24 protein-coding genes and 1 pseudogene are annotated in these 26422 nt (G+C 35.9%); 5 read left to right on the top strand and 20 right to left on the bottom strand.

Annotated features, from left to right (window positions below; translation table 11 throughout):
- Positions 1 to 20: 20 nt before the first annotated feature.
- The 5 genes from L0P31_RS02945 to rsmH form a co-directional block, all read right to left on the bottom strand.
- A complete protein-coding gene (locus tag L0P31_RS02945; protein WP_238095666.1) occupies positions 21 to 2126 on the bottom strand; it encodes an ATP-dependent Clp protease ATP-binding subunit in 2106 nt (701 codons plus the stop codon).
- 339 nt (positions 2127 to 2465) lie between these two features.
- Positions 2466 to 3446, bottom strand: coding sequence for a phospho-N-acetylmuramoyl-pentapeptide-transferase (mraY, locus tag L0P31_RS02940; protein WP_000470817.1), 981 nt, complete (start codon positions 3444 to 3446; stop codon positions 2466 to 2468).
- A 1-nt stretch (position 3447) separates the two neighbouring features.
- Positions 3448 to 5700 carry a penicillin-binding protein PBP2X gene (gene pbp2x / locus L0P31_RS02935; RefSeq protein ID WP_238095664.1) on the bottom strand — a complete coding sequence of 751 codons (2253 nt, stop codon included), beginning with the start codon at positions 5698 to 5700 and terminating at the stop codon, positions 3448 to 3450.
- A gap of 3 nt (positions 5701 to 5703) precedes the next feature.
- The gene (ftsL, locus tag L0P31_RS02930; RefSeq protein WP_000227824.1) at positions 5704 to 6021 is read right to left on the bottom strand and encodes a cell division protein FtsL; all 318 of its coding nucleotides are present in this window, start codon (positions 6019 to 6021) and stop codon (positions 5704 to 5706) included.
- A 9-nt stretch (positions 6022 to 6030) separates the two neighbouring features.
- Positions 6031 to 6981, bottom strand: coding sequence for a 16S rRNA (cytosine(1402)-N(4))-methyltransferase RsmH (rsmH, locus tag L0P31_RS02925; RefSeq protein ID WP_238095662.1), 951 nt, complete (start codon positions 6979 to 6981; stop codon positions 6031 to 6033).
- Positions 6982 to 7147: 166 nt separating this feature from the next.
- Between rsmH and L0P31_RS02920 the strand changes: the two genes are divergently transcribed.
- From L0P31_RS02920 to L0P31_RS02900, 5 genes are read left to right on the top strand one after another with little or no spacing between them, the layout of a single operon-like run.
- On the top strand, positions 7148 to 7342 hold the full coding sequence (locus L0P31_RS02920; protein ID WP_001082471.1) for a helix-turn-helix transcriptional regulator: 195 nt from the start codon (positions 7148 to 7150) through the stop codon (positions 7340 to 7342).
- Between the two features lie 15 nt (positions 7343 to 7357).
- Positions 7358 to 7900, top strand: a complete 543-nt coding sequence (locus L0P31_RS02915; RefSeq protein WP_023946651.1) for a DUF3278 domain-containing protein — start codon at positions 7358 to 7360, stop codon at positions 7898 to 7900.
- A gap of 10 nt (positions 7901 to 7910) precedes the next feature.
- Positions 7911 to 8237 carry a hypothetical protein gene (locus tag L0P31_RS02910; RefSeq protein ID WP_023946653.1) on the top strand — a complete coding sequence of 109 codons (327 nt, stop codon included), beginning with the start codon at positions 7911 to 7913 and terminating at the stop codon, positions 8235 to 8237.
- A 26-nt stretch (positions 8238 to 8263) separates the two neighbouring features.
- Complete coding sequence (locus tag L0P31_RS02905) at positions 8264 to 8842, top strand: DUF3278 domain-containing protein (protein ID WP_004256383.1); 579 nt, start codon at positions 8264 to 8266, stop codon at positions 8840 to 8842.
- Entirely contained in the window at positions 8839 to 9315 is a 477-nt protein-coding gene (locus L0P31_RS02900) for a glutathione peroxidase (protein ID WP_024057243.1), read from the top strand. Before L0P31_RS02905 ends, L0P31_RS02900 begins: the two co-directional genes overlap by 4 nt.
- Positions 9316 to 9457: 142 nt before the next feature.
- Here the strand turns inward: L0P31_RS02900 and L0P31_RS02895 are convergent, their stop codons facing one another.
- The 15 genes and pseudogenes from L0P31_RS02895 to L0P31_RS02830 form a co-directional block, all read right to left on the bottom strand.
- Positions 9458 to 9751 carry a DUF5960 family protein gene (locus L0P31_RS02895; RefSeq protein ID WP_023945290.1) on the bottom strand — a complete coding sequence of 98 codons (294 nt, stop codon included), beginning with the start codon at positions 9749 to 9751 and terminating at the stop codon, positions 9458 to 9460.
- Positions 9744 to 10106, bottom strand: coding sequence for a hypothetical protein (locus tag L0P31_RS02890; RefSeq protein ID WP_000567217.1), 363 nt, complete (start codon positions 10104 to 10106; stop codon positions 9744 to 9746). Before L0P31_RS02890 ends, L0P31_RS02895 begins: the two co-directional genes overlap by 8 nt.
- Positions 10103 to 11518, bottom strand: a complete 1416-nt coding sequence (locus tag L0P31_RS02885) for a Y-family DNA polymerase (protein ID WP_024057241.1) — start codon at positions 11516 to 11518, stop codon at positions 10103 to 10105. The genes L0P31_RS02890 and L0P31_RS02885 overlap by 4 nt, the downstream gene beginning before the upstream one ends.
- A gap of 3 nt (positions 11519 to 11521) precedes the next feature.
- Complete coding sequence (locus tag L0P31_RS02880; RefSeq protein WP_238095660.1) at positions 11522 to 12208, bottom strand: XRE family transcriptional regulator; 687 nt, start codon at positions 12206 to 12208, stop codon at positions 11522 to 11524.
- A 371-nt stretch (positions 12209 to 12579) separates the two neighbouring features.
- Entirely contained in the window at positions 12580 to 13989 is a 1410-nt protein-coding gene (locus tag L0P31_RS02875; protein WP_419991934.1) for a peptide MFS transporter, read from the bottom strand.
- Positions 13990 to 14428: 439 nt separating this feature from the next.
- Positions 14429 to 16642 (bottom strand): glycoside hydrolase family 31 protein, encoded by a 2214-nt coding sequence (locus L0P31_RS02870; protein WP_020903432.1) that lies wholly within the window; start codon positions 16640 to 16642, stop codon positions 14429 to 14431.
- Between the two features lie 390 nt (positions 16643 to 17032).
- Positions 17033 to 17209 carry a hypothetical protein gene (locus L0P31_RS02865; protein WP_238095656.1) on the bottom strand — a complete coding sequence of 59 codons (177 nt, stop codon included), beginning with the start codon at positions 17207 to 17209 and terminating at the stop codon, positions 17033 to 17035.
- Between the two features lie 111 nt (positions 17210 to 17320).
- Positions 17321 to 18223: a ribonuclease D gene (locus L0P31_RS02860; RefSeq protein ID WP_238095654.1), complete on the bottom strand. Its 903-nt coding sequence runs from the start codon at positions 18221 to 18223 to the stop codon at positions 17321 to 17323.
- A 5-nt stretch (positions 18224 to 18228) separates the two neighbouring features.
- Positions 18229 to 19032, bottom strand: coding sequence for a hypothetical protein (locus tag L0P31_RS02855; protein ID WP_238095652.1), 804 nt, complete (start codon positions 19030 to 19032; stop codon positions 18229 to 18231).
- Positions 19033 to 19112: 80 nt separating this feature from the next.
- On the bottom strand, positions 19113 to 20063 hold the full coding sequence (locus L0P31_RS02850) for a helix-turn-helix transcriptional regulator (protein WP_238095651.1): 951 nt from the start codon (positions 20061 to 20063) through the stop codon (positions 19113 to 19115).
- Between the two features lie 135 nt (positions 20064 to 20198).
- Complete coding sequence (locus L0P31_RS09490) at positions 20199 to 20966, bottom strand: AAA family ATPase (protein ID WP_283218073.1); 768 nt, start codon at positions 20964 to 20966, stop codon at positions 20199 to 20201.
- A gap of 1002 nt (positions 20967 to 21968) precedes the next feature.
- Positions 21969 to 22064 (bottom strand): annotated as a pseudogene (locus L0P31_RS09485) (DNA recombinase); the annotation flags it as partial.
- Between the two features lie 434 nt (positions 22065 to 22498).
- Positions 22499 to 23761 (bottom strand): hypothetical protein, encoded by a 1263-nt coding sequence (locus tag L0P31_RS02840; protein ID WP_238095646.1) that lies wholly within the window; start codon positions 23759 to 23761, stop codon positions 22499 to 22501.
- Positions 23762 to 23890: 129 nt separating this feature from the next.
- Positions 23891 to 24517 carry a DNA/RNA non-specific endonuclease gene (locus tag L0P31_RS02835; protein WP_238095644.1) on the bottom strand — a complete coding sequence of 209 codons (627 nt, stop codon included), beginning with the start codon at positions 24515 to 24517 and terminating at the stop codon, positions 23891 to 23893.
- A 68-nt stretch (positions 24518 to 24585) separates the two neighbouring features.
- Positions 24586 to 26307: an ATP-dependent nuclease gene (locus L0P31_RS02830; protein ID WP_225742249.1), complete on the bottom strand. Its 1722-nt coding sequence runs from the start codon at positions 26305 to 26307 to the stop codon at positions 24586 to 24588.
- Positions 26308 to 26422: the final 115 nt, after the last annotated feature.

The following is a 26422-nucleotide window of genomic DNA, read 5'->3' as shown; positions in this document are numbered from 1 at the left end:
TTTATTTTCAAAATCTTGATTTAGGCTTTTTCACGAATGACCAAAACACCATCTTCCATGTCAGCTTCTAGGTGTTTAGCATCAAGGTTATCCAAGTGGAAGTCTGTGACTTTGTCACGGATTTGTTGTTCAACCACACGACGGAGTGGACGAACACCCATGACTTCATCGTAGCCTTCCTCAGTCATGTATTCTTTAGCAGCTTCGCTCACTGCCAAGTCAATGTCTTTCTTAGAAAGCGTCTTGTTAACTTCAACCAACATCAGGTCTACAATCTTAGAAAGATCTTCTTTGCTCAAGTGTGAGAATTCGATGACAGCATTGAAACGGTTAAGGAATTCTGGACGGAAGTAAGGTTTCAAACGATCCATCAATTCTGGTTTATCAGCATCTTCTGTCAAATTAGCTTCGTAACCAAAGCCTGCGTTTGAAGTTGCGATAATCACCGTATTCTTGAAGTTGACAGTGTTACCTTGACCATCTGTCAAACGACCATCGTCCAAAACTTGGAGGAGAAGGGTGATGACTTGAGGGTCAGCCTTTTCAATCTCATCCAAAAGTACGATTGAGTATGGATTGCGACGGACGCGTTCTGTCAAGGTATTGCTATTGTCATCATAACCCACATAACCAGCTGTTGTACCGATTAGCTTAGAAACGGCTGTGCGGTCGCTGTATTCTGACATGTCCAAACGGATGATAGCATCTTTCGTTCCGAACATATCAAGAGCCAATTGTTTAGCCAACTCAGTCTTACCGACACCAGTAGGACCTACAAAGAGGAAGCTACCAATTGGACGGTTACCTTCATCAAAACCAGCACGGTTACGACGGATAGCTTTTGCTACTGCTTCAACGGCCTTATCTTGACCAATAACTTTCGTCTGCAAACGATGACCCATATCTTTCAAACGTTCGATGTCCGTAGCCCCCATTTGAGATACTGGAATACCCGTCATACGTTCTACAGATTCAGCCACATCGTTGACACTTGCAGTCACTTTCATATCTTCTGTATGGTTTTCGATTTTCTTTTCCAATTCTGCAATGCGTGTTTTATAGTTTAGAGCTGCTTCAAAATCTTCTGCCTCAACTGCTTTTTCTTGCTTGTCTTTTTCTGCCTCAATTTCACGTTCAACAGCATGAACATCTGTTACTGGATGCTGAGCTGCCAAGTGAGCCGCCGTAACATCGACAAGGTCGATAGCCTTATCTGGCAAGCTACGTTGTGGAATATATTGAACAGAGTAATCAACGGCAGCTTTTAAGACTTCATCTGGCAAAATAACATTGTGGTGTTGTTGATAAAGATCTCGAATACCTTGAAGAATCTTGAAAGTATCTTCAGCAGATGGAGCATTAACCTTCACTTCGTTGAAACGACGAGCAAGAGCTGCATTCTTCAAGATGGTGTTACGGTATTCATCTTGAGTCGTTGCCCCAATCACTGTCAACTCCCCACGAGAGAGGGCTGGCTTGAGAATATCCGCAAGCCCCTTAGAACCACTGTCTCCACCAGTGCTACCAGCACCGAGGATTTGGTGAATTTCATCAAAGAAGAGGATAATATTCCCTGCTTCTTTGACCTCATTGACTAGATTTTGAACGTTTTCTTCAAAGCTACCACGGTATTGAGTGCCAGCCTCAAGACCTGAGATATCAATGGAAACAATTTCCTTATTCTTAATAGCAGCTGGAACATCACCATTCACAATAGCTTGTGCCAAGCCTTCGACAACTGCTGTCTTACCAACACCTGCGTCTCCAACCAAAACAGGATTGTTCTTAGTACGGCGTGAGAGGATTTCAGATGTTTCTTGAATTTCCTTATTTCGTCCGATGACAGGATCCAACTTGCCCTCACGCGCTTCTGCTGTCAAGTTTCGACCCAGTTTAGCAAGGACACCATCTTGTTTCATACCTGACGTATGTTGTGGCATTTGTCCATCAGCTTCTGCATTTCCTGGCAATTGACCAGTTGCACGATAGTGAGCAAATTCCTCAGGTGTGACTTCACGTCCATTAATCAAGTAACGGCGATTTTCAGAACTATATCCTCGCATACCACCCATCAATTGGTTAAATAAATCATCCATGTTGTTAAAATTATTAAAGTTGTTGTTCATATTCTTTACCTCTTTTTATTTACTTAGTTATGATTACTGATATTGACTATCTTTGACCTTTATCTTAAAAAATTTAGACTAGCTAGATTGCTACTCTACGTACTATTTCTGGTTTTTCTTTTTCAAGCAGGAGTAGACTATCTTTACTTCTAAAGATTTCTAGATTAAACATAGACCCCACCTCTTTCTATTTTACTTTAAATAAGTGTTCTAGTAAGGCTTTCATTTACCTTACGTTCATAATATACTACATTAGTCAAAAAAGGTCAAGGAATTTGACTTTAATTGACCAATATTTTTTAAAAAGCAAAAACACCCTGAAACATCAGGGTGCCATTCTTACATCAAATACAAAATTGCTAGGGTCAGGAGACTTGCTAGAAGCCCCACTCCCCAAAAGAAGAAGTCAACCTTCCACTCGCTCCAAGGATTTCCTTTACCAGACAATCCTCCAAGCTCAAAATGGTGATGCACAGGCGTCATACGGAAAATACGTTTACCACCAGTCATTTTGAAATAGCCGACTTGCATCATAACCGAAGTTGTTTCAAAGACATAAATAATTCCGATAATCAAGAGAGTCCATTCTTGGTGGAGAGCCATTGAAATAGCTGCCAGCATTCCACCGAGAGCCAAACTTCCCACATCTCCCATAAAGACCTTAGCAGGCTTATGGTTAAAGACAAAGAAACCAAGCAAACCACCAATCATGGCAAGAATCACTAGAAGGATATCCATCTGACCTTGCACATAGGCAATAACGCCATAGGCAGACAAACTAATCACAACGGAAATACTAGCCAGACCGTCAATACCATCTGTCAAGTTCACTGCGTTTGAAAAACCAACTAGCCAGAAAAGAGCGAAGACAATATAGAAAATCCCTAGATGCACTTGGTAGCCAAAGACAGAAAGCATATCGCCACCACGCTCATAGAAAAGGTAGAAAATGACACCACCTAGAAGCTGAAGAGCCAATTTCTGTTTGGGATTAAGGCCCTCATTGATTTTACGGAAGACCTTGAGGAAGTCATCTAAAAATCCGATTAAACCATAGAGAACCAAGATAAATAAAATCATACCGACATTATTGCTGAGTTGATTACTAAATAGGGCGAAAAAGAAAGCAACTAAAACAGAAGCAATTAAGAAAACCAAACCTCCCATTGTAGGAGTCCCAGCTTTTGCCTGGTGCTGTTTGACATCCTCATGCATCTGCTGGCCTGTAATTTGCGCCTTTCTATAAAATTGGATAAAGGCCGGAATTCCTACTAAAGTTAGTAAAAATGTCACAATTCCAGCACTGATGGAAATAAACATATTAGTCTCCTAAAGTTAATTTAATTTTTTTAATGTTTTTGATAGCTGTATTAGTCCGAACATCTTGCTTCTGTACAACAGAACCTGACCCTTCAAATTCCAGCTCAATATCCAACCATTTAGCAAAGGCCTCAGCAGTCTCTTTTTTCCAGCCATACATGTCTGGAATTTCTTCTACCTTATCCGATAAAAGGAGAACTTGTTGGTTTGGTGCAAGATTGGTCCCTTCTTCTACAGATGATTCTTTAATCTTTGTTCCAGTACCTACAACGATTGGTTGCACAATATTTCGGCGTAAGGCTTCTGCCAAATCACCAGGTGAAATATCCTTGATGCTAGGCATTGCATAAGAAGACTCTGTCGTCACTTGATCTAAATTCTTAGCAGGAGATTGAAGATTGAGAGATTCTTTCATAGCTGAAGCTCTTTCAAGAATTGGGTTGGCAAATTCTCCCAATTGGATACCTGAATAATGTTCAGGCTGTTGAACCGTTACATACAAGATAAAATCAGGATTTTCAGCAGGGTTCATAGCCACAACCGAGAAAATGTAGTTGGTAGAACCAACCAAGTAGCCTCCATTTTTCTCGTCAGCGATTTGGGCTGTACCAGACTTGAGGGCTACATTTTGACCTGGAACATTGACAGTTGCTTTTCCTGTACTATGATTATACATAGTTCCATATCTAGGATCCGTTCCTACCAAGACCATGTGAGTACGAGTTTGGCTAGCTGCATCTTTCGAAACTGGATTCCCTACAATTTCTTTTTGAGATCTACGAACGGTTTGATCATTTGGATCATAAAGGGCACTGATAAATTTTGGTTCCAACATAACACCATCATTGGCAATGGCTGTAAAAGCACGTAGCATCTGGGTCTGCGTTACAGAAATCCCCTGACCAAATGCACTCATGGCAATATTGACAATATTATCAGCTGGAAGTTGACCAGCGTATTCATCTGTCAAGCCAAAGCGAGTTGGGACCCCAAATTTAAAGCGGTTTAGATAATCCAACCAAGTAGTATCTCCCATTTTTTGTTCAAGTAGACTCATTCCAACATTACTGGAGTGAGCGAAACCTTGTAAGAAAGTCATCATACCACCACCGGTCAAACCTTCATTAACGTCCCAATCTCGAATCGTCGCATCTGCTATTTTTAATTCACTGCTATTGAAATATTCTCCACCTGGGAAGGTATTGTTATCAATAGAAGCAGCTAACGTCATAACCTTCATGGTTGATCCTGGTTCATAGTTACTTTGATAAAGGATATCACGCCAAACAAAGTCTTTGGTGATGCCATCCTTAGTATCTGCATTAAAGGTAGGTCGTTGGGTAGTAGCAAGGATTTCACCAGTCTTTGCACTGACCAAGGTCGCGGTCATATACTTACCTTTTACTTTTTCCAGAAAGGCATCCATTTGGGTTTCCATGAAAGATTGGAGCGGACTAGACAATGTTGTATAAACATCCTTGCCATCTACAGTCTGCTGCGCTACCTGTTCTGTACCGGGTACGATATTTCCTACACGGTCCTTTTCATAGGTAATAATACCGTCTGTCCCAGCAAGAATGGTATTTAACGAACTCTCCAGACCAGAAGTTCCTAATAAACTCTTACTGCCGTCCTCATTTTCATGGAGTTGGGCTAATCCAATAAAACTAGAAGCAAATTGGCCATTTGGGTAGCTTCTGTTAGGGCTAGTTGTGAAGTCGATCCCTTCCACACTAGCATCTTTCAAGTCTTTTTTAATAGCCATCATATTGGCATAGGTAATCCCATTTCCTTTTGCTCCAAAAGAAACTTGGGTCAGATTTGGTTGAGCTAATTGCTCTTTCACATAAGCTTCATCCATATCCAAATACTTATGGAAGACTTCAGCTACCTTATTAAACTGCGAATCCTCTACATAAAGAATTTTACCCGTTGCTGACTTGTATTTTTTATCAATAACAGCATAGACGTTATAAGAGGTCGCATCTTCAGCGATAGGCACTCCATTTCGGTCATAGATCGTCCCACGTTTGGCAGGTACTGTTCGAGTTGTTTGGTGAACCTTTTTAGCCTCTTTTACCAAGTCAGTACCAAATATATTACCTTTTGCGATAATATACGCAAAATTAGCCAAAAAGAGGGCGAAAAGGGTAACAGCTACAAAGCTGAGGTACTTACCAACTATCCTACGGTTTTTTGCTGGAGATTTACGATTTTTTATCGCAAATCGGGTTATTTTTTCTGTCCATTTCATATCTTACTCCGCTGTTCGGATATTTTCATTATTCAATTTCAAATCTTTTTTATCTGCAATCTCTTTCAAGCGCTCTGAACGAATCAATTCATTCACTTCCTGCTTAGCATCATCGAGCTCTGTCTTCTTCTCCTCTATCTGCGCATTGATTTTTGTCAAATCACTTTGCACTTGCAAGAGCCGTGTCTGCATAAAGATAATGCTCACTGCTAAAACGAGAGCCGTAAAAGCGATGGAAAGATAAAAAGCCTTCTCCACACGTGAGAATTTTTTTATACGATTCTGCAAGAATTGACTGGTTGTTTCTTTCTTATCTACCATTTTTTCCTCTTACTTGTGAATTTTTCTGGCCACGCGCAACTTGGCAGAGTGCGAGCGGTTATTGGCTTCTAATTCTTCTGCACTTGGCAAGATTGGCTTACGGGATACCAATTCCATCTTGGGCTTGAGATCATCTGGGATGAAAGGCAAACCTTTGGGAACTTCCACTGTTGAAGCTTCCTTGAACAATTGCTTGGTCAAGCGGTCTTCTAGCGAATGGAAGGTAATCACTGAAATTCTACCATCTAGAGCCAACATCTCCATGGCCTGCTGGATGGACTCATCTGCTGCTCCCAGTTCATCATTGACTTCAATTCGAATAGCCTGGAAAATCTGCTTGGCAGGATGGCCCTTCTTCTTGAGCTCCTTGGCAGGTTTGGCAGACTTGATAATTTCTGCTAACTCAGTCGTTGTCTCGATTGGCTTGACTTCACGTGCTTGTTCGATCTTACGCGCAATCTGTTTAGAGAATTTATCCTCACCATACTTGAAGAAAATACGAACCAAGTCATGATAGTCATAGTGGTTCACCACTTCATAGGCTGTCAGACTAGCTTCCTGATTCATCCGCATGTCCAGTGGCGCATCCTTTTTATAAGAAAAACCACGTTCACGCTGGTCCAATTGAGGACTAGACACCCCCAAGTCATAACAAATTCCATCAATTTCCTGAACACCAGCTTCGCGCAAACGTGCCTGTAAATGACGGAAGTTATCCTTGATAAAAGTCACCATCCCCTTCTCAATGTAGGGAGCCAAGCGTTCTTGCGCATTGTCAATGGCATTCTGGTCCTGGTCAAAGGCATAGAGATGGCCTTTTTCACTTAATTTACTTAATAAATATTCGCTATGGCCTGCTCCACCCAAAGTCGCATCAACGTAGATACCATCAGGTTTTACGTCGAGCATATCAATCGTTTCGTGGAGTAAGACCGTTACATGATGAAATTCTTTTGTCATATCTTATCTATTTTACCACAAATCCGACTAGCTTGCACTAGTCAGACAAATAGGCCAAAAACAAGTAAGATTTCTTTAAGAAATATGTCAAATATGCTTGACATTCACTCCATAGAAGAATATAATATAGTCAAATATATACGACATAAAGCAGAAAGGAGTCCAGATGAATCGTGTGAAAGAATTTCGCAAGGAACTAGGCATTTCTCAGCTCGAACTCGCCAAGGATATCGGTGTCTCGAGACAAACCATCAATATGATTGAGAACGACAAGTACAATCCAACCCTGGAACTCTGTCTCAATCTCGCCCGCAGCCTCCAAACTGACCTCAATAGTCTCTTTTGGGAGGATAATTTTTAAAAAAGGAGCCAACTCATGAAAAAAGAAACCTTCACTGAAAAACTCATCAAACGCACATACGGCATTTCTGGTCCCCTTGACGAATACAAACGGCGTGAGATCGATCGTATCGGGAACCAAGTCTTTATCGTCCTCTTTTATCTGATGATTTTCGGAAATCTTATTCCACTCCTTCTGGCCTATAAATACCCTCAAGAAGTGGCTCTAATCTATCCTCCTCTGATTCTAGTGATTGCCCTCATCGCTGCTGGCTATGTCACCTACCAAATGAAAAAAACAGGGATTACAGCTATTGATCCAGATATGCTGAGTGAGAAAGAAAGTAAGCAACTACATTACCCAGGTCTGAAAGCAGGTTTGTTCTTTGGTCTATGGATGTTTTTTATAACTCCTCTTCTCAGTATACTCATAGGTGAAAGTCCGGACTATTTTAATTCTCTTCTTACTATAAGAAATGGTGTATCAAGCATTCTCGGTTCTATCTTCTTCGGAGCAAGCATACAGTTCCTCATCTCCCGTCGCATTGCAAAAGCTAAGAAAGATCAAGATGAGGATTAGGAGGTACCCTATGAAATCACTAGTAACTTTACTTACCTATCATCTTTTGTTCAGTTCTCTGCTCATCTTCATCATCGTTTCAGGGAACTTGCCAATCTACGATATAGTCTTCCTTCCAGTCTTTGTTCCAGCACTCAACAAAGGATTGACTTATCTAAAGATTGACTCCCAAAAAACGCGCATACTCAACTTAGCACTATTCTTTATGATTCTATCCTTACCACAACTGACGCTCATTTCAATCAATTGGAAATATTATATACTGCTAACTATCGCTATCCTTTCTTCTATTACTTATCTTTATTATCTCTATCAATTCGTAAAAGAAACAAAATAACATCGTTCATTTAGGAGAAATCACCCATGAAAAAAGAAGACTTAACAACTCGCCTACTTCGAAATTTCTTTCATATCCAAGGGCCTTTTGATGAATGCCGTCAAGAGGTTATCTACAAGGCTTGCGCCCGTTCCATGATCCAAATCTTTTACTCTTCCTTCATTCTCTTCCTATTCTATATTTTGTTCGGAAGCTTTATAGAAATTGTTCGAAATGTTATGCCCTACATCTATTTTGGACTCATTTTGTTCATGAGTATAAAAGCTCAAAAAGCCGTCCAAGAGCTTCATCTTGAAAAGGATGACAAATCAGAAATCATCCTCAAAACCTACAGCAAAGCCCAAATCAAATTCCGAAGCTGGATTGTGTTTATCGTTATTCAGATCGGCCTCTTTACCTTACTCATCTTTCATAAAGTCTTCGTTCAGCAGATGTCCCTTTCAGATTTTGTGAAGTTGCTCATGCAATTCGATAAAAGTGTTCCTTTCCTGATGTATGGCCTCATTATAGGTAGCATTTTTGGAACCCTGACCTACGGATTTCTATCACTACAGGAGGAGAAAACTCCTAAAAATACCAAACAGAAGGAGAAAAGCAAGCAATGACTTCACTATACGATTTTTCAGTCTTGAACCAAGACCATCAAGAAACCTCACTAGATGCCTATCGTGGTAAGGTTCTTTTGGTTGTCAACACTGCTACTGGATGTGGTTTAACGCCCCAGTACCAAGGACTTCAAGAACTCTATGATCGCTATCAAGAACAAGGTTTTGAGATTTTAGACTTTCCTTGCAATCAGTTTATGGGACAAGCACCAGGCGGCGCAGAGGAAATCAACGCCTTCTGTAGCCTACATTATCAAACCACCTTCCCACGTTTTGCCAAGATCAAGGTCAACGGTAAGGAAGCAGACCCTCTCTATGTTTGGTTGAAAGAACAAAAATCTGGCCCACTGGGAAAACGAGTCGAATGGAATTTCGCTAAGTTTCTCATTGGTCGTGATGGGCAGGTCTTTGAACGCTTCTCTTCAAAAACAGACCCAAAACAAATTGAAGAGGCGATACAAAAACTACTATAATTTCATAATCTCACTATGATTAGTTCTCCTTTAGCCTAAGAATAGTGGGATTTTTTGATGGGCTTTGACTTGAATAGGAAAACACCCCATGATATGAACCATGAAGTGTTGTAAAAATGATACATTCATAGCAGACAAGGCACTACTGACTGCTATTCTTGACTCCTGAATATGTATAGGTCCTATTTCTAGGACACGCTTTTTCCGTTACCACCCTAAAATAAAAGCTATGCTCCCGCCCATCCTTAGCATTTTCCTTGTTTAAGACAAAGTAGTTTTTCTGATTCATCGCCATGGTTCGTAGGATGTCATCAATCAAGAAAGTCAAGGGTACGTTCATGGCAGAGTATTTTTGAAAATCCTCTTCAAAACGAATATAGTCATCTGAAAAATAATCCATCTGCAGTTTGTTTTCATACAGCTCTTTTCTAGTCATAAACTCCCTCCTCCCACAGCCGAATTTCTAGGATATCTGCAACCTCTATCAACCTATATCCCTCGTTTGTCCTAATAGATAGAGTCTGAGGTGATAACTCTCTCACCACACCGATGATGGTGATTTTCTGCTTCTTTTCCTTTACCACAAAACTTCCCTTAAGTTGGCCAACATAAAGCTGAGAAAGCAAGTGCAACTTCTCATCTGGAGTCAAATCCGTCGAAAAATCAACACGGCTTTTTTCTTCACTGAGCGAACTGGTGTGTTCTGAGAGGTAAAATCCCATCCACTTCTGCATACCTGGATCTTGATAATCTCGCGCGGATTGAAAAGGTAAATAAGAACGATCAATCATTGTAATCCATCTAATCCTCCAGCAGAATGTCCCCCAATCAGCTTGCTTCTGGCAAGACTCCTAGAGGCTTCTTCCAGTGCATTTGCTCTTAAAAGGGAAGTGAAACCAAATTGTTCCCGAATGGAGTCAATGGCCGTCTGGAGCCTTTCTTCTTTTTCTAACTTGTCAACATCATCAAAGAGAGATATCAAATCAAAGGACTCGTCTACAAAGCCTGAATAGTTAACTCCGACACTTCTGACCGCTCCAGAAGTGTATTTGTTATGAAATAGCTTCAAAACATAATCCGTTAAGACAGCTGTATTATTGGTCGGTTTGACCTTCATTTGTGTGTGAATAGACGACCTGACCTCCTGTTTAGAGAAACCGACATAGATAGAGACAAGGGTTGTTTTCTTGCCCGCCCTTCTCAGTCTAATAGCTACCTGCTCCGCCATTTCTCGAAGAATAATTTCAATATCCCGTAGCTTCACGTAGTCTCTAGGCAAGATTTGAGAATTCCCCAAGCCCTTGGATTTGGCTTTATAGGGCTTATGAACATTGCTCTCATCAATCCCGTTGGCATGAAACCACAAACGCAGACCAACCTGACCCAGAGCTTTCTTTAGCTGGTCTGGATTGCTTGTGGCCAATTCCTTGATGGAAAAAATCCCCAGAGCATGCAAGCGTTTCTCCATCTGCCTGCCAATCCCCCAAAAATCCGTCATCTTGGGAATGGACCAGACCTTCTCTTCCACATCCTGGTAAGACCAGTTGGCCCTCATGGTCGGAGTGTGCTTAGCCTCATTATCCAGAGCCAACTTAGCCAGTAAAGGATTGGCATTTGACATACCTACTGTAGAGTAGATCCCTGTCTGCCTCCAAATATCCCTCTGAATACGGGCAGAAAGCAGATCCAGCTTGTCCTTGCGAGAGAGACTCTTGTCTGAAATGAAATAATTAAGGGAACTAGTCAGATCAATAAAGCCCTCATCGATAGAGTAAGTATAAATATCATCTGGACTGCCATAGTTTTGAAAGATTCGCTGGATTTCCATATTGACTGCAATGTACTCGTCCATTCGAGGAGGGACAATCAAGGTCACTTGAGCCCAATCTTCGATGTAGCGAACATAGTCCGAGTCAGTCGGTAGCCCTTGCTTTCGAGCATTGTAATAGGAAAATTTTCGCGTTTTGATATCAAAAGGCAAATCATAGGCCCGACCAACATTTGACTTGCCAAAAATCTTCTTAAACAGGGGAGAGGAGGCTAGGATAAGACCAGTTGAATTATCCGCGCGACTCATGACACAAAGCGAGGTTTTCAGCGGATGCAATCCTCTTTTCACACACTCAACACTGGCATAAAAGGATTTCATATCGACAAAGGCAATGTCACTTTTGGGCTCTCTGGAATAATCAAAGTAGCCCATTGGCTAGCCCTCCATCGGCACAAAGTTCCCAACGATAATCCCCACAATCCGAGGATCTTCCTCATAGGAGATGAAAATATCCTTGTATTTAGGATTGATAGAGACCAGACGCAATCCATTCTCCTCTCGATAGACCCGTTTGATATAGGTCTGGTTGTTGCAAACCACTGCATAAACCGCTCCATCATAGTCAAATCCTGTCTCTCGAATCAGAGCTACTGAACCATTTTGGTATTTAGGTTCCATGGAGTCCCCAGACACCCATGACGCAAAATCATGAGCCAACTCCTCATTAAAGTAAACCGTATCAAAATTCTGATCATCGTAGACCGAAGCCCCAATCCCTGCTGACATGCGTTCATAAACACGGTACTCGTAGAGGCGCGCTGGCATAGGAGGCACTTTCTGGACTTTCTCCTCTTGAGATAGGTTGCGAGCATAGAGAACAACCTTCTCCTTCCCTTGCTTGGAGAGGCTATGGTAGAGACGGACAATCTCAATCTGAGTAAAATATCCTTTTGGTACTTTTAAAATATTCTCTAGCTGGAACACCTTCTCCTTGGACGGTTCCTTGACTCCACGTTCCCAAGCCGAGTAAGCCTGGAAACTAATCCCAAGTTGCTCTGCAATTTCCTTCTGTGTCAGTTTTAACTCTTTCCTCCGAGCCTTTAATTTTTCTGGCTGATACATACTTCACCTCCTGTTATGATGCTTTAATGGAGAACATCTCCCTTAGAAAGACTAATCGATGCTTGAATCTACATTTTTAAAACTCAACCAATATGGTTTAGTTTTATTATATAAAAAAAGTAGACAAATGTCCACTAGGAAAAGCAGAAACATCGTGAGTTTTATACTCAATGAAAATCAAAGAGCAAACTAGGAAACTAGCCGCAGGCTGTACTTGAGTACGGCAAGGCGACGTTGACGCGGTTTGAATTTGATTTTCGAAGAGTATTAATCAAACTAAAAGGACCTAGCCCTATACAATACAGAACTAAATCCTTTGAATAAATAATTGATCTAACTTTTAGAATCCCTACAGAAATTCCAGTTTTTCTCTATTTGATACCAGACATTAGTTTTTCAATACGCGGAACGTAGAAGAGTAAGATAATACTGAATACAATCGTAATTCCTCCAACAATTCCATAGTAAGCAACTTCAGTTTCGCTTGTATAAAATTTTACAATTTGAGCATTGATAGCTTGGGCAGCTGCATTACTCAAGAACCAGATAGACATCATTTGTGCTTGGAAGGATTTTGGTGCTAACTTAGTAGTGACTGATAGACCAATCGGCGAAATCAGCATTTCCCCTACAATCACAATAGCCCAACTCATAATCAACCAGAGAGGACTGACCTTAACATCTGTCCCAAAGAGCATCCCTGGTAACATCATCCACAAGAAGGATAAACCTGCAGCAAATAAACCGTAAGCAAATTTCTTAGCAGAGGATGGTTGCTTTTTACCCATTTTCCCCCACAACCACGCAAAAATCGGCACATAAATCATAATGAAAAGTGGATTGATACTTTGGAAAAAGCTAGATGGAAAATGAATCTGATTCCCAAATACATTAAAGTAAAGTCGAGTTTGATCATCCGCAAATAGAGCGAGAACAACAGACCCCTGCTCCTCAATAGACCAGAAGAGTACTCCAGCGATAAATAAAGGAATGTAGGCAAATACTCGGGATCTCTCAGTAGCAGTTATTTTCTGACTAGATAAAATCTTAAAGAAATAGTAGATTGGAATAATTACAGCAATCACTGTAAAGATATTAACAATCATATCCACATTAAACTGGTGAGTAAAGACTAAGCCTATAATCACGAGAATAACTACGACAAGTGTAATCAGCAAGCGTTTAATCAAGGTCTGCTGGTCCTTCTGTGAAAGTGGATCAGTGGGGTAAAGACTTGATTCAGGCAGATATTTCTTCCCATCCAAAACATACTTCACTAGACCAAAGAACATCCCAATAGCAGCTAATGAGAAACCTAGATGGAAATTGACTTCCTGACCTAGATAACCCACTAGATAAGGGGCAACGAAGGCACCTAAGTTAATACCAAAGACAAAGATACTAAAACCTGCATCCCGTCTATCATCCTCTTTCTCATAAATTCCCCCCACCATATCTGAGATATTGGGTTTTAAAAATCCAGTACCAAAGATAATCAAGGCAATAGAAAGATAGAGAGCCACTTGTCCAAAAGGTGTTGCCAAAGCAATATGCCCTAGCATAATCAGAATCCCACCGTAAAAGACAGTCTTACGACTTCCTAAAATACGGTCACTGACAAAACCACCGATAACCGAGGACAAAAATACCAGCGAGCCATAAATCGCCATAACCGATGCAGCTGTGGTCTTATCCATTCCCAATCCACCATCTTGCACACTATAGTACATATAGTAAAGTAGGATAGCTCGCATCCCATAGTAAGAAAAGCGTTCCCACATTTCTGTAAAGAAGAGGGTGGACAAGCCCATAGGATGTCCAAAAAATGTTTTCTGTTTTTCCATATATATTCTCCTTTAACGATATAATAATTCATTTTACAGAATTTTCAAATAAATGTCAAACAAATCCTGTTTGTTTTAGAAAATTTTCTGAAAAAATCACACGTCTCATACTTAATTCCACCATAAAAATCCGTTTCAGACTAACTTCCACTTCGGTCAGGCAAGTGGAAGTTACTTTGAGAAATCACCTTTAAAAATTTGCTCCTGTTTAGTTTAAAAAATATTTAAAAACTTGAAACATACTTATCCTTTCCTCTTCAGTAAATAAAAAACATCCCTATGCCAAACTTGTAATTACTAAAATACAAGCCAATAAGCATAGAGATGTAAAACCATTACACATTAAATAATAGAAATTGTGTACGAAATGTCTCAATTAGTTTTCATTAGTAAATATCATTTCCAACAAACGCCCTCTCAATTCCTTATCCTGATGATGCAAGATATTCATTAACTCATGAGAATTTTTCGCATTGATGAATTGATTTAACAATCTATCTTTTAATTCATATGGAAGAGAAGCCGTCTTTAGTAGTCTAAAAACTTCATCATTTAGGGATATCCTTTTATTATCTTTACATTCAAATCTAGATATATCATTCTTATTTGGCAATTCAATCATAGACACATTCGTTCCTTTAAAATGAATTCTATGCTTTCTATTACTTGGAACGATACTAGAATCTCCTTGTAATGCCAACTCTACCATTCCCATTTCCCAATCGATTGATAATCTTGTTTTATATCTTTGACCATTTTGATCTTCAATCATTTCAAAAGAATGTTGTTTGCCTGGGAATACATACCAATCTACAACTTCAGGTAAATCAACACCCATATCTATCTCAGAACCAACCAAAGGAATGATTGCACCACTTTTTGCAAACACAGGTATAGTCGAAATGTCTCTATAAACACTCAACTTCACACCGCCTGTATATTTTTTATCTGAAAAGAAGTCATACCATTCACCTTCAGGGAACCATACATCCACTTTTGCAGATTGGAATGCCAAATCCATCTTTTCTACAATGGGAGCCACCATCAGTTCTGTTCCAAAAAAGTATTGATTTGGAACATTATAACTCTCATCATTCTCTGGGTAGAAATAATACATTGGGCTGATTAATGGGGCACCTGCCTCGTGTGTCTTTACATTCATAGTGTATAGATATGGAATCATCTGATGTCTCAAACGAAGGTATTTCTTCATAATCTTAGATGTTGTTTCTGAAAAAAACCAAGGTTCTTTACTATTAAAGGGACTTCTAGAACTATGTAATCGAGTAATCGGACTAAAAACGCCAAACTGTAGCCATCTAGTTTGTAGCTCTTCGTCATAATCCCCCAGCATGTGCCCACCGATATCATGACTCCACCAACTATAACCGATATTAGATGCTGTCGCTGTAAAATAAGGTTGAAATCTTAACGAATTCCAACTAATAATAGTATCCCCTGAAAAACCAACAGGGTAGCGGTGACTACCAGGACCTGCATATCTTGATAAAATCAAACCGCCTTCTGCATTTTTACAACTATCCTGATAGTGATAATGGTTTAAAAGCCATAGTGGATCTAGCATACCTTGTGTCCCTTGTTGCCAATCAATCCACCAAAAATCTACTCCCTGCTTTTCTAGCTCATAATGAACATCTTTAAAGTAGGCTTCTCTAAAAGAGGGATTAAAAAAATCAAAAATGGCAGGTTCTTCTAATTCTACATTTAACCCCAATCGTTTGGCGACTCGAGGATAAGCTTCTTCATAAGCCCGTATACCATCAGCAGGATGGACATTTAAGGAGAGTTTCAACTTTCTATCATGAAGTTGTTGCAATAACTGCTCTGGATTAGGTATTAAATTTTTATTCCAACTATATCCTGTCCAGCCACTTCCAAAACGAGCTGGAATGTCAGTGATATGCCAATCCATATCTAAAACACCGATAGATAATGGAATTTTCTCTGTTTCAAATCTGTCTATTAAATCCAAGTATTCATCCGACGTATAAGGCCAATATCTACTCCACCAATTGCCTAAAGCATATCTTGGCAACAAGGGTGTTGAACCAGTCAAATGGTAAAAGTCTCTGATTGCTCCTCTATAATCATGCCCATAGGCAAAGAAATACAGGTCAATTTGATTTTCTCTCTCAATATAACCAGACTGTTCATCCCAAATAAATCCTTGAGAATCATCCAATAAGGCTATACCATTTCGGCTAATAATTCCATCTTCTAACGAGATTGCTCCATCTGCCTCATCCAGAGTCCGAGCTGTTCCTTTTAACGTTTCAATAGATTCACCAAAATACCAGCGACTACCATATACGGCAAAATTTCCTTTTAATTCTATAAATAAATTTTCGGGGTTAAATTCTCCTTTATTAAAGTGCAGATGAAAATAGTCCGTCATAATATCTAGTACGTTTGATGTCTCGATACAATCTAACGAAACTTGGCCAAAATCTCTATTATAGATAAGTTGTGTCGTTCTATCCTCAAAACTTCCAGTTTGAGAGTATTCTAACCTTACTAACTTGTCTGTTAATACAGAGATTCGATAAAACTCTCCCTTAAAAATTTTCAATTTGTTTCCCTCCTTTTATGGTAGCATAAAAACAGAACGCACCATTTCGATGCGTTTTTCATTATTCTGAATGCAATGTTCTATCTATGACAAATGATACTCAATTGAAAAAATGTAGTGGACAAAATATCTTTTAACAAATCAAGATGTTATTAAAGAGTTATCCCTTTTCAACCTTTCTAAGCTTATGTAGTTGTGAAACAAACTACTTTTAAACTATTAACTAAGATAGGATTGATATATAATTTCAAACTCTTACTAGCAATCATACGATATTCAAGCTCGCGTGCTTTTTTCCTTCCTGCTTATTTCTTAGAACTGAAGAAGCTGGATAGATATATAAATTATCCGAATCAATATCGTCATAAGACTCCTAACATTTACGCTTCATTAAGTCATTCCCAGAGCAAGAGCTTCATCTCGCAATGTTTCAACACCACTAACCGTAGATCGCCATCCTTCAATCATATTTGTACTTAAAGCATACCAAACACTCTTAAAAACGGACCGATTTTCAAAAGCTACTCCCATGATTGTCATCTTTTCTTTATCTATATCTAAGGACATATGCTACCTCCTTTAGTTACATTATACCATGTTTCTCTGTAGCTTTTAAAAATTTTATTTTGTCTGTAAGCAGTAATATTCAGTGTACTTATCCTTTTTACATTCAAATATCTATTTACCGACAAATAGATCTTCCCACTGTGTAATAGATGCTGGAAGAATCGATTTATTTTCCTCGTAGAAAGTTAATAAATCACTATCCTCTATTTTAATTACATTTTCAATTTGATCTAAATTAATTATTTTTGGACCATACAAATAAACTAGATAGCCATCATCTACATATTGTTTAAATTCTAAAGCATCAAGTTCATTTGCCTTCTTCCCTTTTACTTGAACTACTGCTTTTCTTGGATTATTGATGTCTCTTGAGATCATCTCACATTCAATTTTTATGGTTGTAGACTGCTTTGCAATTGAATTAGAAAGTACATAATAATTTTCCTTAATTTGAAGACAGGAAATAACGAGTTCTTCTAAATCAAATTCAGGCAGATTATTAAGAAGTCCTCCTCTAAATGGAGTTATCTCAAAATAATTATTTTTCGAAAATATATTAAACAACAATTTTGAGTATTCTATTATACTCTTATCCCAAATCCTTTCTATCGTACTACCACGTGGCCTATTAAAGGAAGATTTAATCTGTCCAGGAACTTGCATTCCAACATTAAATGCATCAACAGATATGATTGAACCAATATCTAAATTAGTGTCACAGACTACTTTAGCAGAAGATTTCGCTTTACATATCCAATAATTTCCATTTAAATCTCTTGTCCAGAATAAGTCATCTATCTTAGCATCCTTAAAAACATTTATTGCCGGATTCGCTCTACCTCGTTCTTTTTTTATTCGTTTATAGTATTCATTAAAGTCATCTTCACTAATATCGCTACTTAAGCGACTCCAACCAAGTGCAAGATGCTGTTCAGAATTATTTAAACAGAAGTCAATCAACTCTTGCCTAATGTTATCATTTCTTTTTAAGTGTATTCTTGCAACATAATCCATTCAAATTAGCCTCTCTTACTTTTTTCTTTCAAAATTATTTCGACTCCCGCTTGATGTAAAATATCATATCTAGCACGACTTACTTCTGATTCATCGATTAAATTAAGAAGATGATCAATTTCTTTTCTTCCTTCTTCACTTAACTTTGGCTTTATATCATCTAAATTTTTTTGTAGTCTTAAAAACAATTGAATAGCTACTTCGTAATCTTTTTTCTCTTGTAATTCTTGCTGCTTGGCTAAAAATTCTTTTTCTTTCTCTTCGTTTTTCTTCCTATTTTGTTCAGCCATGTCACAAAGTAGTTCATAATCCACTGTTTGAGTCTCAAAATCTTTTTTTACCAACTCCATCATTTGAGGCGTAATACGAATACGATTATAAGCTTCTTTTACTAAGGAAGTGATTTTATCCCAATAAGGTACTTCTGAGTCTTCTCGGAACATTAATATTTCTCGATCCGTTATGACAATTTTCTTTTCTTCATCAATGAAATAGCCTTTTTCTTTGTAATTATTTAAATCAGAAATATACTTCTCTAATCTCCACTGTTTGACAATTTTTTTACCACTGTCAGATAAATCAGAGTCGACCACATATCCATATAACCAATCAGGAAAATCAATATCACCTATAGTCCATCTTTGTTTCTCATCTGAGTATATTTTATTTCTTAATTCTCTGTCGGGAAATTTAACTTTATTAAAAACGTACTTAATAATCTCGTCACCCTCTTGAATGTATTCGTTCCAATACTTGCTATACTTAGCGTAGGGGCTAAATGGACGAGTTCTATATATAACTCTACTCATTTCATCTTCTCCTTTAGTTGGTGAAATTCACAGTATTCTTTTCTAACAGACAAAAATTTCTCCCAGTCTTTATCAAACATCTAGTCAATGTAATTTTCTTGCATTCTCTTTATAAGAGTTTTTACATCATCAATTAACGATTGAGGAGACAATACTGTTAGAGATTCCGCTTGACTCAATAACCACCTCTTCAACCCTGGTGTATCTTGACTCACAAACTCAATTATATTACCATTTGGAGTTTTTTCAATAATTTTTGCTGTTGGGAACTGATCAACAACAATTGTTGGATCATTGACAAATAGGACTCTGATCTTTAACTCTTTTCCTATGAATGGATCTACACGTTTATTACGAATGTCTCCATCACGAAATTTTCTTCCATATGAGAGAGAAGGTTTCTTTTCTTTAGATTCTACCCAACTAAGAATTCTATCTAGTTTCAAGGTCATATATGAATCAAAAACTAAATTATAAGCTACTATGTAAAAGTAATGAGTATCATAATAAAGCGATACCGGGAAAATTGTATGGTGCTTTTTAGTATTATAGGGAGATTGATATTCAATATCTAGTACCAATTCCTTACGAATCATTTCAGACCATTCCCAAACCTTACCGATACGATTTTGTGTGTCTGACAATGGTGCATAATTTAGCAACTCACTTGCAATAATACTGGAAACTTCATTTTGCTCATCTTTTGAAATAAGTGCTAATAAACTATCAAGTAATGACTTGTTTTCTTCCTTATTCAAAGAACGATTTTCTAGTAAAATCTTTGAAATTACAAGAATATCCTTTTTATTAAACAAAGATTTTCCTTTTAAGTATCTTGTATGGTGCTTTGCATCATAAGCAAGCTCTGCTGCAACCATTGGTTGTGTATCTAAGAAACCAGACAAGAGAGAAAAATCTCGTTGTATAGTTTTTTCACTAACACCAAATTCATCAGCAAGCTGAGCCTTAGCTAAATGCGCGCCAGACTGTAAGCGTAAAAATATAGTTAATAAGCGTTCTTGGTCGTTCATATAATTCTAATCCTTTACCAATATTATAGCATTTCCAATGATTCAGATTCAATCAATTTCTTAGTTCAAATCTTTTACTGATCGTACTCTTTTTTAAATACCGATTTCTTCTTTTAAAGCCTACTATAGTTTTTTCTACCTTCCAAATCCTATCAACGATATTGATTTTGATGATTTTGCTTCAAGAGCTACAATAGCCTTATTAATATCTATCAATGTAATTTGATTTAAAAAGTTTTCATCTTCTAACTGAATCTTATTGCCTTCAATCACTCGTTGTGCTTGACAGAAGATAATCTCATCTACTAATTTGCGGACGTATCTAGCATTTCCAAAATTGTTACAATTGACAACTTCTGAAAAATGATGAAGTAGTACCATCTTACAATCGTCAGTTAATTGATAATGTCTTTTATTGATCATCAATTCTAAAATAGCAATTAGTTGATCAATTGTATAATCAAAAAATTTTATTTCTCTGGAGATTCTAGAGGATAATCCTGGATTAGTTTCAATGAATTGGGCCATCAATTCTTCATAACCAGCAAAAATAACCAAAACCTCATCCCGACGATTTTCCATTTCTTGTATGATCGCTGAAATAGCTTCATGTCCAAAATCTCTTTCACTACTAGGAATAAGACTATAGGCCTCGTCTATAAAGAGTACTCCCCCTATGGCATCATCAAAAACTCTCTTTACTTTTGGAGCAGTTTGACCAACATATTCACCAACTAATTCCGTCCTACCTACTTCCACTAACTTATTCTCTTGAATTATCTTATTGTTGTATAAAATTTCTGAAAAAAGTCTAGCAACTACTGTTTTTCCAGTACCAGGATTTCCGGAAAAAACAAGATGACGATTTAATACTTCGTTACTAAAACCATGATCCTGACGCATTGCAGAAACTTGACTATATGCCAACTGCTGGTTTAAGACTATTTTCACTTCTTCTAAACCAATTAATTCACTCAACTTTTTCTCTGCATTTTCTTCATCTTCAACTGAAGATTCATTTGGGATAATAAATTCTTCGAGATTTAATTCATTTTTTTCTGAAGGATCATAATTATTTTGTACTGCAAATTCCACAATCTCTTGAACAAAAAGGCGAACGTCTTTAGCATCCTTTAGCATGTGATTTTTAGCTACTAATCGTTCAAAATCTTCGTTACTCAATTGAACACCTTTTTGATTTAACATTTGAATACAGATCCCTTTAAGCTCTGATTCATCATACTGCGGAAAATTAACAATTGAAACTTTATTAAAATCCTCAAGTAGCTCTTTTCTAATAGTTTCCGCCTCTTGAATGCTTCTAGAAATAATAATATTAAAGGAATTCCCCTTCTTTTGCCGAAAATTATCAAAAACATCCGATTTTGTTTTTAATCTTGCCGAAAGAAAATCAACTAATACAGAGAAATCTTTTTCACCCATTTTAGGAACAAAATATTGATTGCAATTAACAAATATCGCATTCATTCCAAAGAGAGACTCTAGAAACTTGATTGCAAACTTTCTACCCGATCCTTTATCACCAGTAAAAATATAAAAGTGTTGCTGTTGTTCATTATTGTTTATTTTTTCTTGAAATGAAAGGTATGTAATTAGTCCTTGAACAGCCTTCTTAAAATCGGTAAGACCACAAATGTTTTTCAATTCATTCAACTTTTCCAAATTAGGCTTTAGATGATAAGACATTGTCTCTTTATTTGCACATAGTAAGAATTTCACTAGCTCTCTTCTATCACTTGTTTCAAGTTTCTTTATAAAATCGCTTTCTGTTAGAGTTTTAACTTTTTTTAATGTAAACTCATGATCAAAAAAATCCTTTATTTTCCCCATGATTTCTTGATCATTGTAATTTTCTTGAGAAATAAGGTAATAAGCGTCATCCTCTTTAAGTAGCAATAAACGATTAGTCTTAATAAAATCTTCTGTTTGAGTTTTTAGAAAATCATCAGGATCCTTAAACTCAACTTGATAATAATTCATTTAATTTCACCTCTTTTTATTGATAATTTAAGTTTACAAAAAAGAGTGGACGTTTATTGTCCAGTTAATTATTTTTTCAAAAATACAAAAAAAGCACCCATGAGGTAAACTCTTGAGTGCTTTGAAACGTTGATATAATCGTATTGATTAACGTTTTGAGAATTGTGATGCTTTACGAGCTTTCTTAAGACCTGGTTTTTTCTACATCATGATATTTATGGTAAATTATCACTAAAGTTAAGTAATTTTGAGAGATAAATCCTCAATATTTACATATATAACCCTTTTAAAAATCAAAAGGTTATCAAAGGGTTATCACTTTTTAGTTTTCGGAGCTTATGTAGTTGAGAAATCGACTGCTTTTTTAGTTATTAAACTAAATTTCAAGTTGGTATTTACAAAAAATTATTGATACCCCTAAAGCAATATCTACACTATTTTTTTAAGTGAATATTATTAAAGATACTAGCTTTTAAAACAATGAAAGGAATATTTCCTAAACTAGGTATACTTGTTTTATCAAAAATCTCAATTAGAACACCTATAATAGCTCTTAAAACAAATTTTTCAGTAGATTCGTCAATCTGTTTTCCAGTTCTTAATAGAAGTAGATTTCTTTGTATATAATCAATAAAATCTATCATAAAAAAATCATTAATATCATCTAATAAATTAAAATAAGCAATTGCTGTTGGTAGACTGTTGATTATATAAGACTCTTTAGCTAATATATAGTTTATATCAAAATCAGATTTTTTAATTTCATCAAAACAATCTGTGTTATATTTTAAAGTATTTAACACAGATAGCAATATTGAATAGACACTAGAAAGTTCTACTGAATTTACTTCAATTTCAGATTCAAAAAACATGAACAAATTATGTAAAAGCTTATTGAAATTCATTGAGTCTACAATGAATTTAACTTTATTTGAATTCAAAAAAATCTTTTCTCTAATTTCATATGTATTAAAAAAGAAAATTTCAGATAACATCGAATCAATCTGCGAACTAATATTGTTGTAGTCTCCCCATTCTTTAGATGCTGATATATAACTATAATTTCCAATGCCAGGAAATAATGCATTTCCGTTCGATTTTAGGTATTTATAAATCTTTATGCCTCCATTTAGATACCCAAAAAGAATTTCCTCACCAATTATTGTTGTAGCAGTAATATAAAATGAATCTGGTATATTTTTAGAAACAACTTCTCCTGACTTTAAAGATACAATACTAATATAATTTTTCGTAATATCACTAGAATCATAATACTTTATATTCTCTATATATAAATTATCTTCTCGCATTATCAAAATTATACCTTTAGTATCGTTAACCACAAAACTAGGTCTATAATGATCTTTGTATTGTTCTAATTCTTTCTCTTTTTCTTTTTCATTTCTTTTACGTTCTTTTTCACGTTCATTTCGTTCATCATTGTATCTATTTCTTTCATTACTAACAAATACATATACCGTGAAAGAAATAGTTAATGCAGTCGCATAAAAAGCAAAATTTTCAACCAAAACATTGAATACTAACTTCAAAGGTTCTGGAGGGATTGTAGCCCCGTAATAAACGAAGTATCTAACCGTTTTAACTATAATAGGAAAAAAAAATATAAAAGTAATAAATAGGCCAACTCCCCAAGTGTTGAACTTAAAATCATCCTGTCTGTCTGTTATATTTCTCAAAATATTATCTCCTTTTTAAGATATATATGTAGAACGAAAAATATTTTGTAAGATAAAACTGCTATTTAATAAGTAGTTAAATATAAGAGAGAACTCTAATATTTTGATATATTATATTTTAAATACTCTCTAACCTTTTCTCCGTTCCTCAGGAATAAACGCATGAATTATCTTTTCATTTGAATCGCTTTTATTTTTTAAGTTAATATAAATTCTACGCCCTAAAATTAGTGATTCTTTTCTATACTCTTCAATTTCATAATAAACTTCTCTATCAGAATTTCCCTTATCATCTAAAAAATTTTTAACTATCTGTTCAAAATGTAACTGCCCAACAAAAGCTTTGGAATTTCGGTTTGCTTTTGGATCTTGAGGGGTTATATTTCTTTTGTTACCTTTGCTAAAAAAATTCTCTATTTTTTTCAATTTTTCTTGATTTTGAGTATTTTCTTCTAAAGGAACTAAATATTCTTTAAAACATTTTGGAATAAAATGTCCCCTATCTTTACCCTCTACTTTTTTACCCTTTTGTAATTCATAATTATCAAGTGCCTTATCAAAGTAATCTTCGGAAGGATTCTTACTGAGGTAGAGTTTCCAAACTATTGGATCGTCTAAAAAGAATGGTACTGTTTTATTTTTAAATTCAGAAACTCTATTTTTAAATTTATAATATTCTCCTTCATGACTATAATTAAATTCTAATTTATTTTGTTTTTTTTCAAAAAATTCATTCATTTCCTTTATTTCAATCATATCTTGTAGTATTGACTTTATTTCCATTTTTAATTTTATTAAAAAATTTATTATTCACTCTCTATCTTCTATAAACCATTCCATAACTTTATTTTATTAATTACATTATAAATTTGTTTTTCCAAATCTAGAACTAGTAAATCTTCTTTTTCTATTAACTTAGCAATTTCAATTGACTCAGATACCTTATTTCTAACATAATAATTACCTTGCTTTTTATTTTTACTGTTATTATTCAAGAATTCATCAATTTTTTCATATTGTCCTATTTGCTTATCTATCTTATATTTCTTTTTGAATATCTTTCTAGACAAATAGTTTTCAATTTCTTTACCTTTTGTTATCCAAACTATAGCCTGATTGTTATCAAACTCACGTTTTATTCTTTGTTTAGTCCTATTTATTTGTTTTTTTGAATCTGTTTTATCACTATCTATTACAATAATTGCATTGACATTAGCCCTAAATAACTGAATTAATTCAGACGAATCATTAACTTTTCCAGTTAAATGAGAAAGTAGTCTTCCCCCATAGAATAAAATTTGATAATGTATATTCTCTCTTAGAACTCCATTTGAGTATAATTCAATCCATCGATTTATATAGGATCTATCAGATGGACCTTCTACCCAGATAACAGCATTAGATTGTAATATATCACTTGCTCTAACACCTAAATTCACTAAAATATCACTATTTTCGATAAATGAAAGTGCAGAATTAGTCACTACAGTCTGATTCTCTTTTTTTATATGAGTAAGAGTTACATTAGCCTTCCCACTAAACATATTTATCGGTACAGTAGAATGAGTAGTTAAAAATATTAAAGTATCATTCTCTATTGACCATTGATAAAGAAAATCAAATAAATTCCTCTGAATTGCTGGGTGTAAATTGTTCTCTAACTCTTCAAAAATAAATATAAAGTCACTTACCGATTGTTCAAGATTGTAACCTGAAATTCCCCTAGTCTCTAAAAATAGTTTTATCAAAACCAACAAAACCGTCTTTAAACCACTACCAGAACTAGAAATTGGAATTTTACCATTTTCATTCACCAATAAAATTTCCCATTTAGGATCATCATAGTCATTAGTTCCAATTTCTTGGCACATAATTCTCTTAAAATGATTCTCGGGCTTCATAATGCGATTTAAAGCATTTAAGATATCATTTTCAACAACATCATTTGGTAAATTAAGAACATTCAAATATTGTCTCAGTAAATTGGTTGCTCCCGTCCCATCTTCCAAAACATCTATATTTCTACTTTGTATTTCAGGCAATAAATTTCTGTCAGCAGATAATTTAACTACTTTTAATCTTCTAAAATTATAAGACAAAAATCTATCTGCTAAATCTATGAATTTTTCTATCCTCTTATTTCTATTTAATTCCTCTGGCATTATATCTGAAATAGAAAATAATGCTATTTGTTCTTTACCTAGCATCCTGCGAGGTTGGAACTCATATGATATAGATTTCCCAATGTAATTCTTTCCAAATTTCCAATGGTTACCATCTATTGCCCCCCCATAAGAATTTTCATGGAAATGACTTCTTATACTATCTTCATCTAGGGAAAATCCAAAATTAATTCTAGTCTCTTCTGTGATTCCTTCAAATATAGCATCTCCTGACATCAATATTTCTATTGACTGTAACAACGTTGATTTACCTATATTATTTTGTCCTACCAATATATTTAAATTTTTTATTCTATCAAAGCCAACATAAGAATTTCCAATGTGCTTAAAATTTTTTATTTTTAATGATTTAATACGATTCATTAATACCTCGTTCTATAATTAAATTTAAAACTAAAATACATTGATTATTGTGTAAACTTTAAATATAACCACTTTCTAAACATTAGTCAGTAAACTAATACTATAAACTCAACTA

Source organism: Streptococcus mitis (assembly GCF_022137125.1).
Classification (GTDB): Bacteria; Bacillota; Bacilli; order Lactobacillales; family Streptococcaceae; genus Streptococcus; species Streptococcus mitis_CE.
Note: the sequence above shows the minus strand (reverse complement) of the source record. Positions and strands in the feature narration are given on the sequence as shown.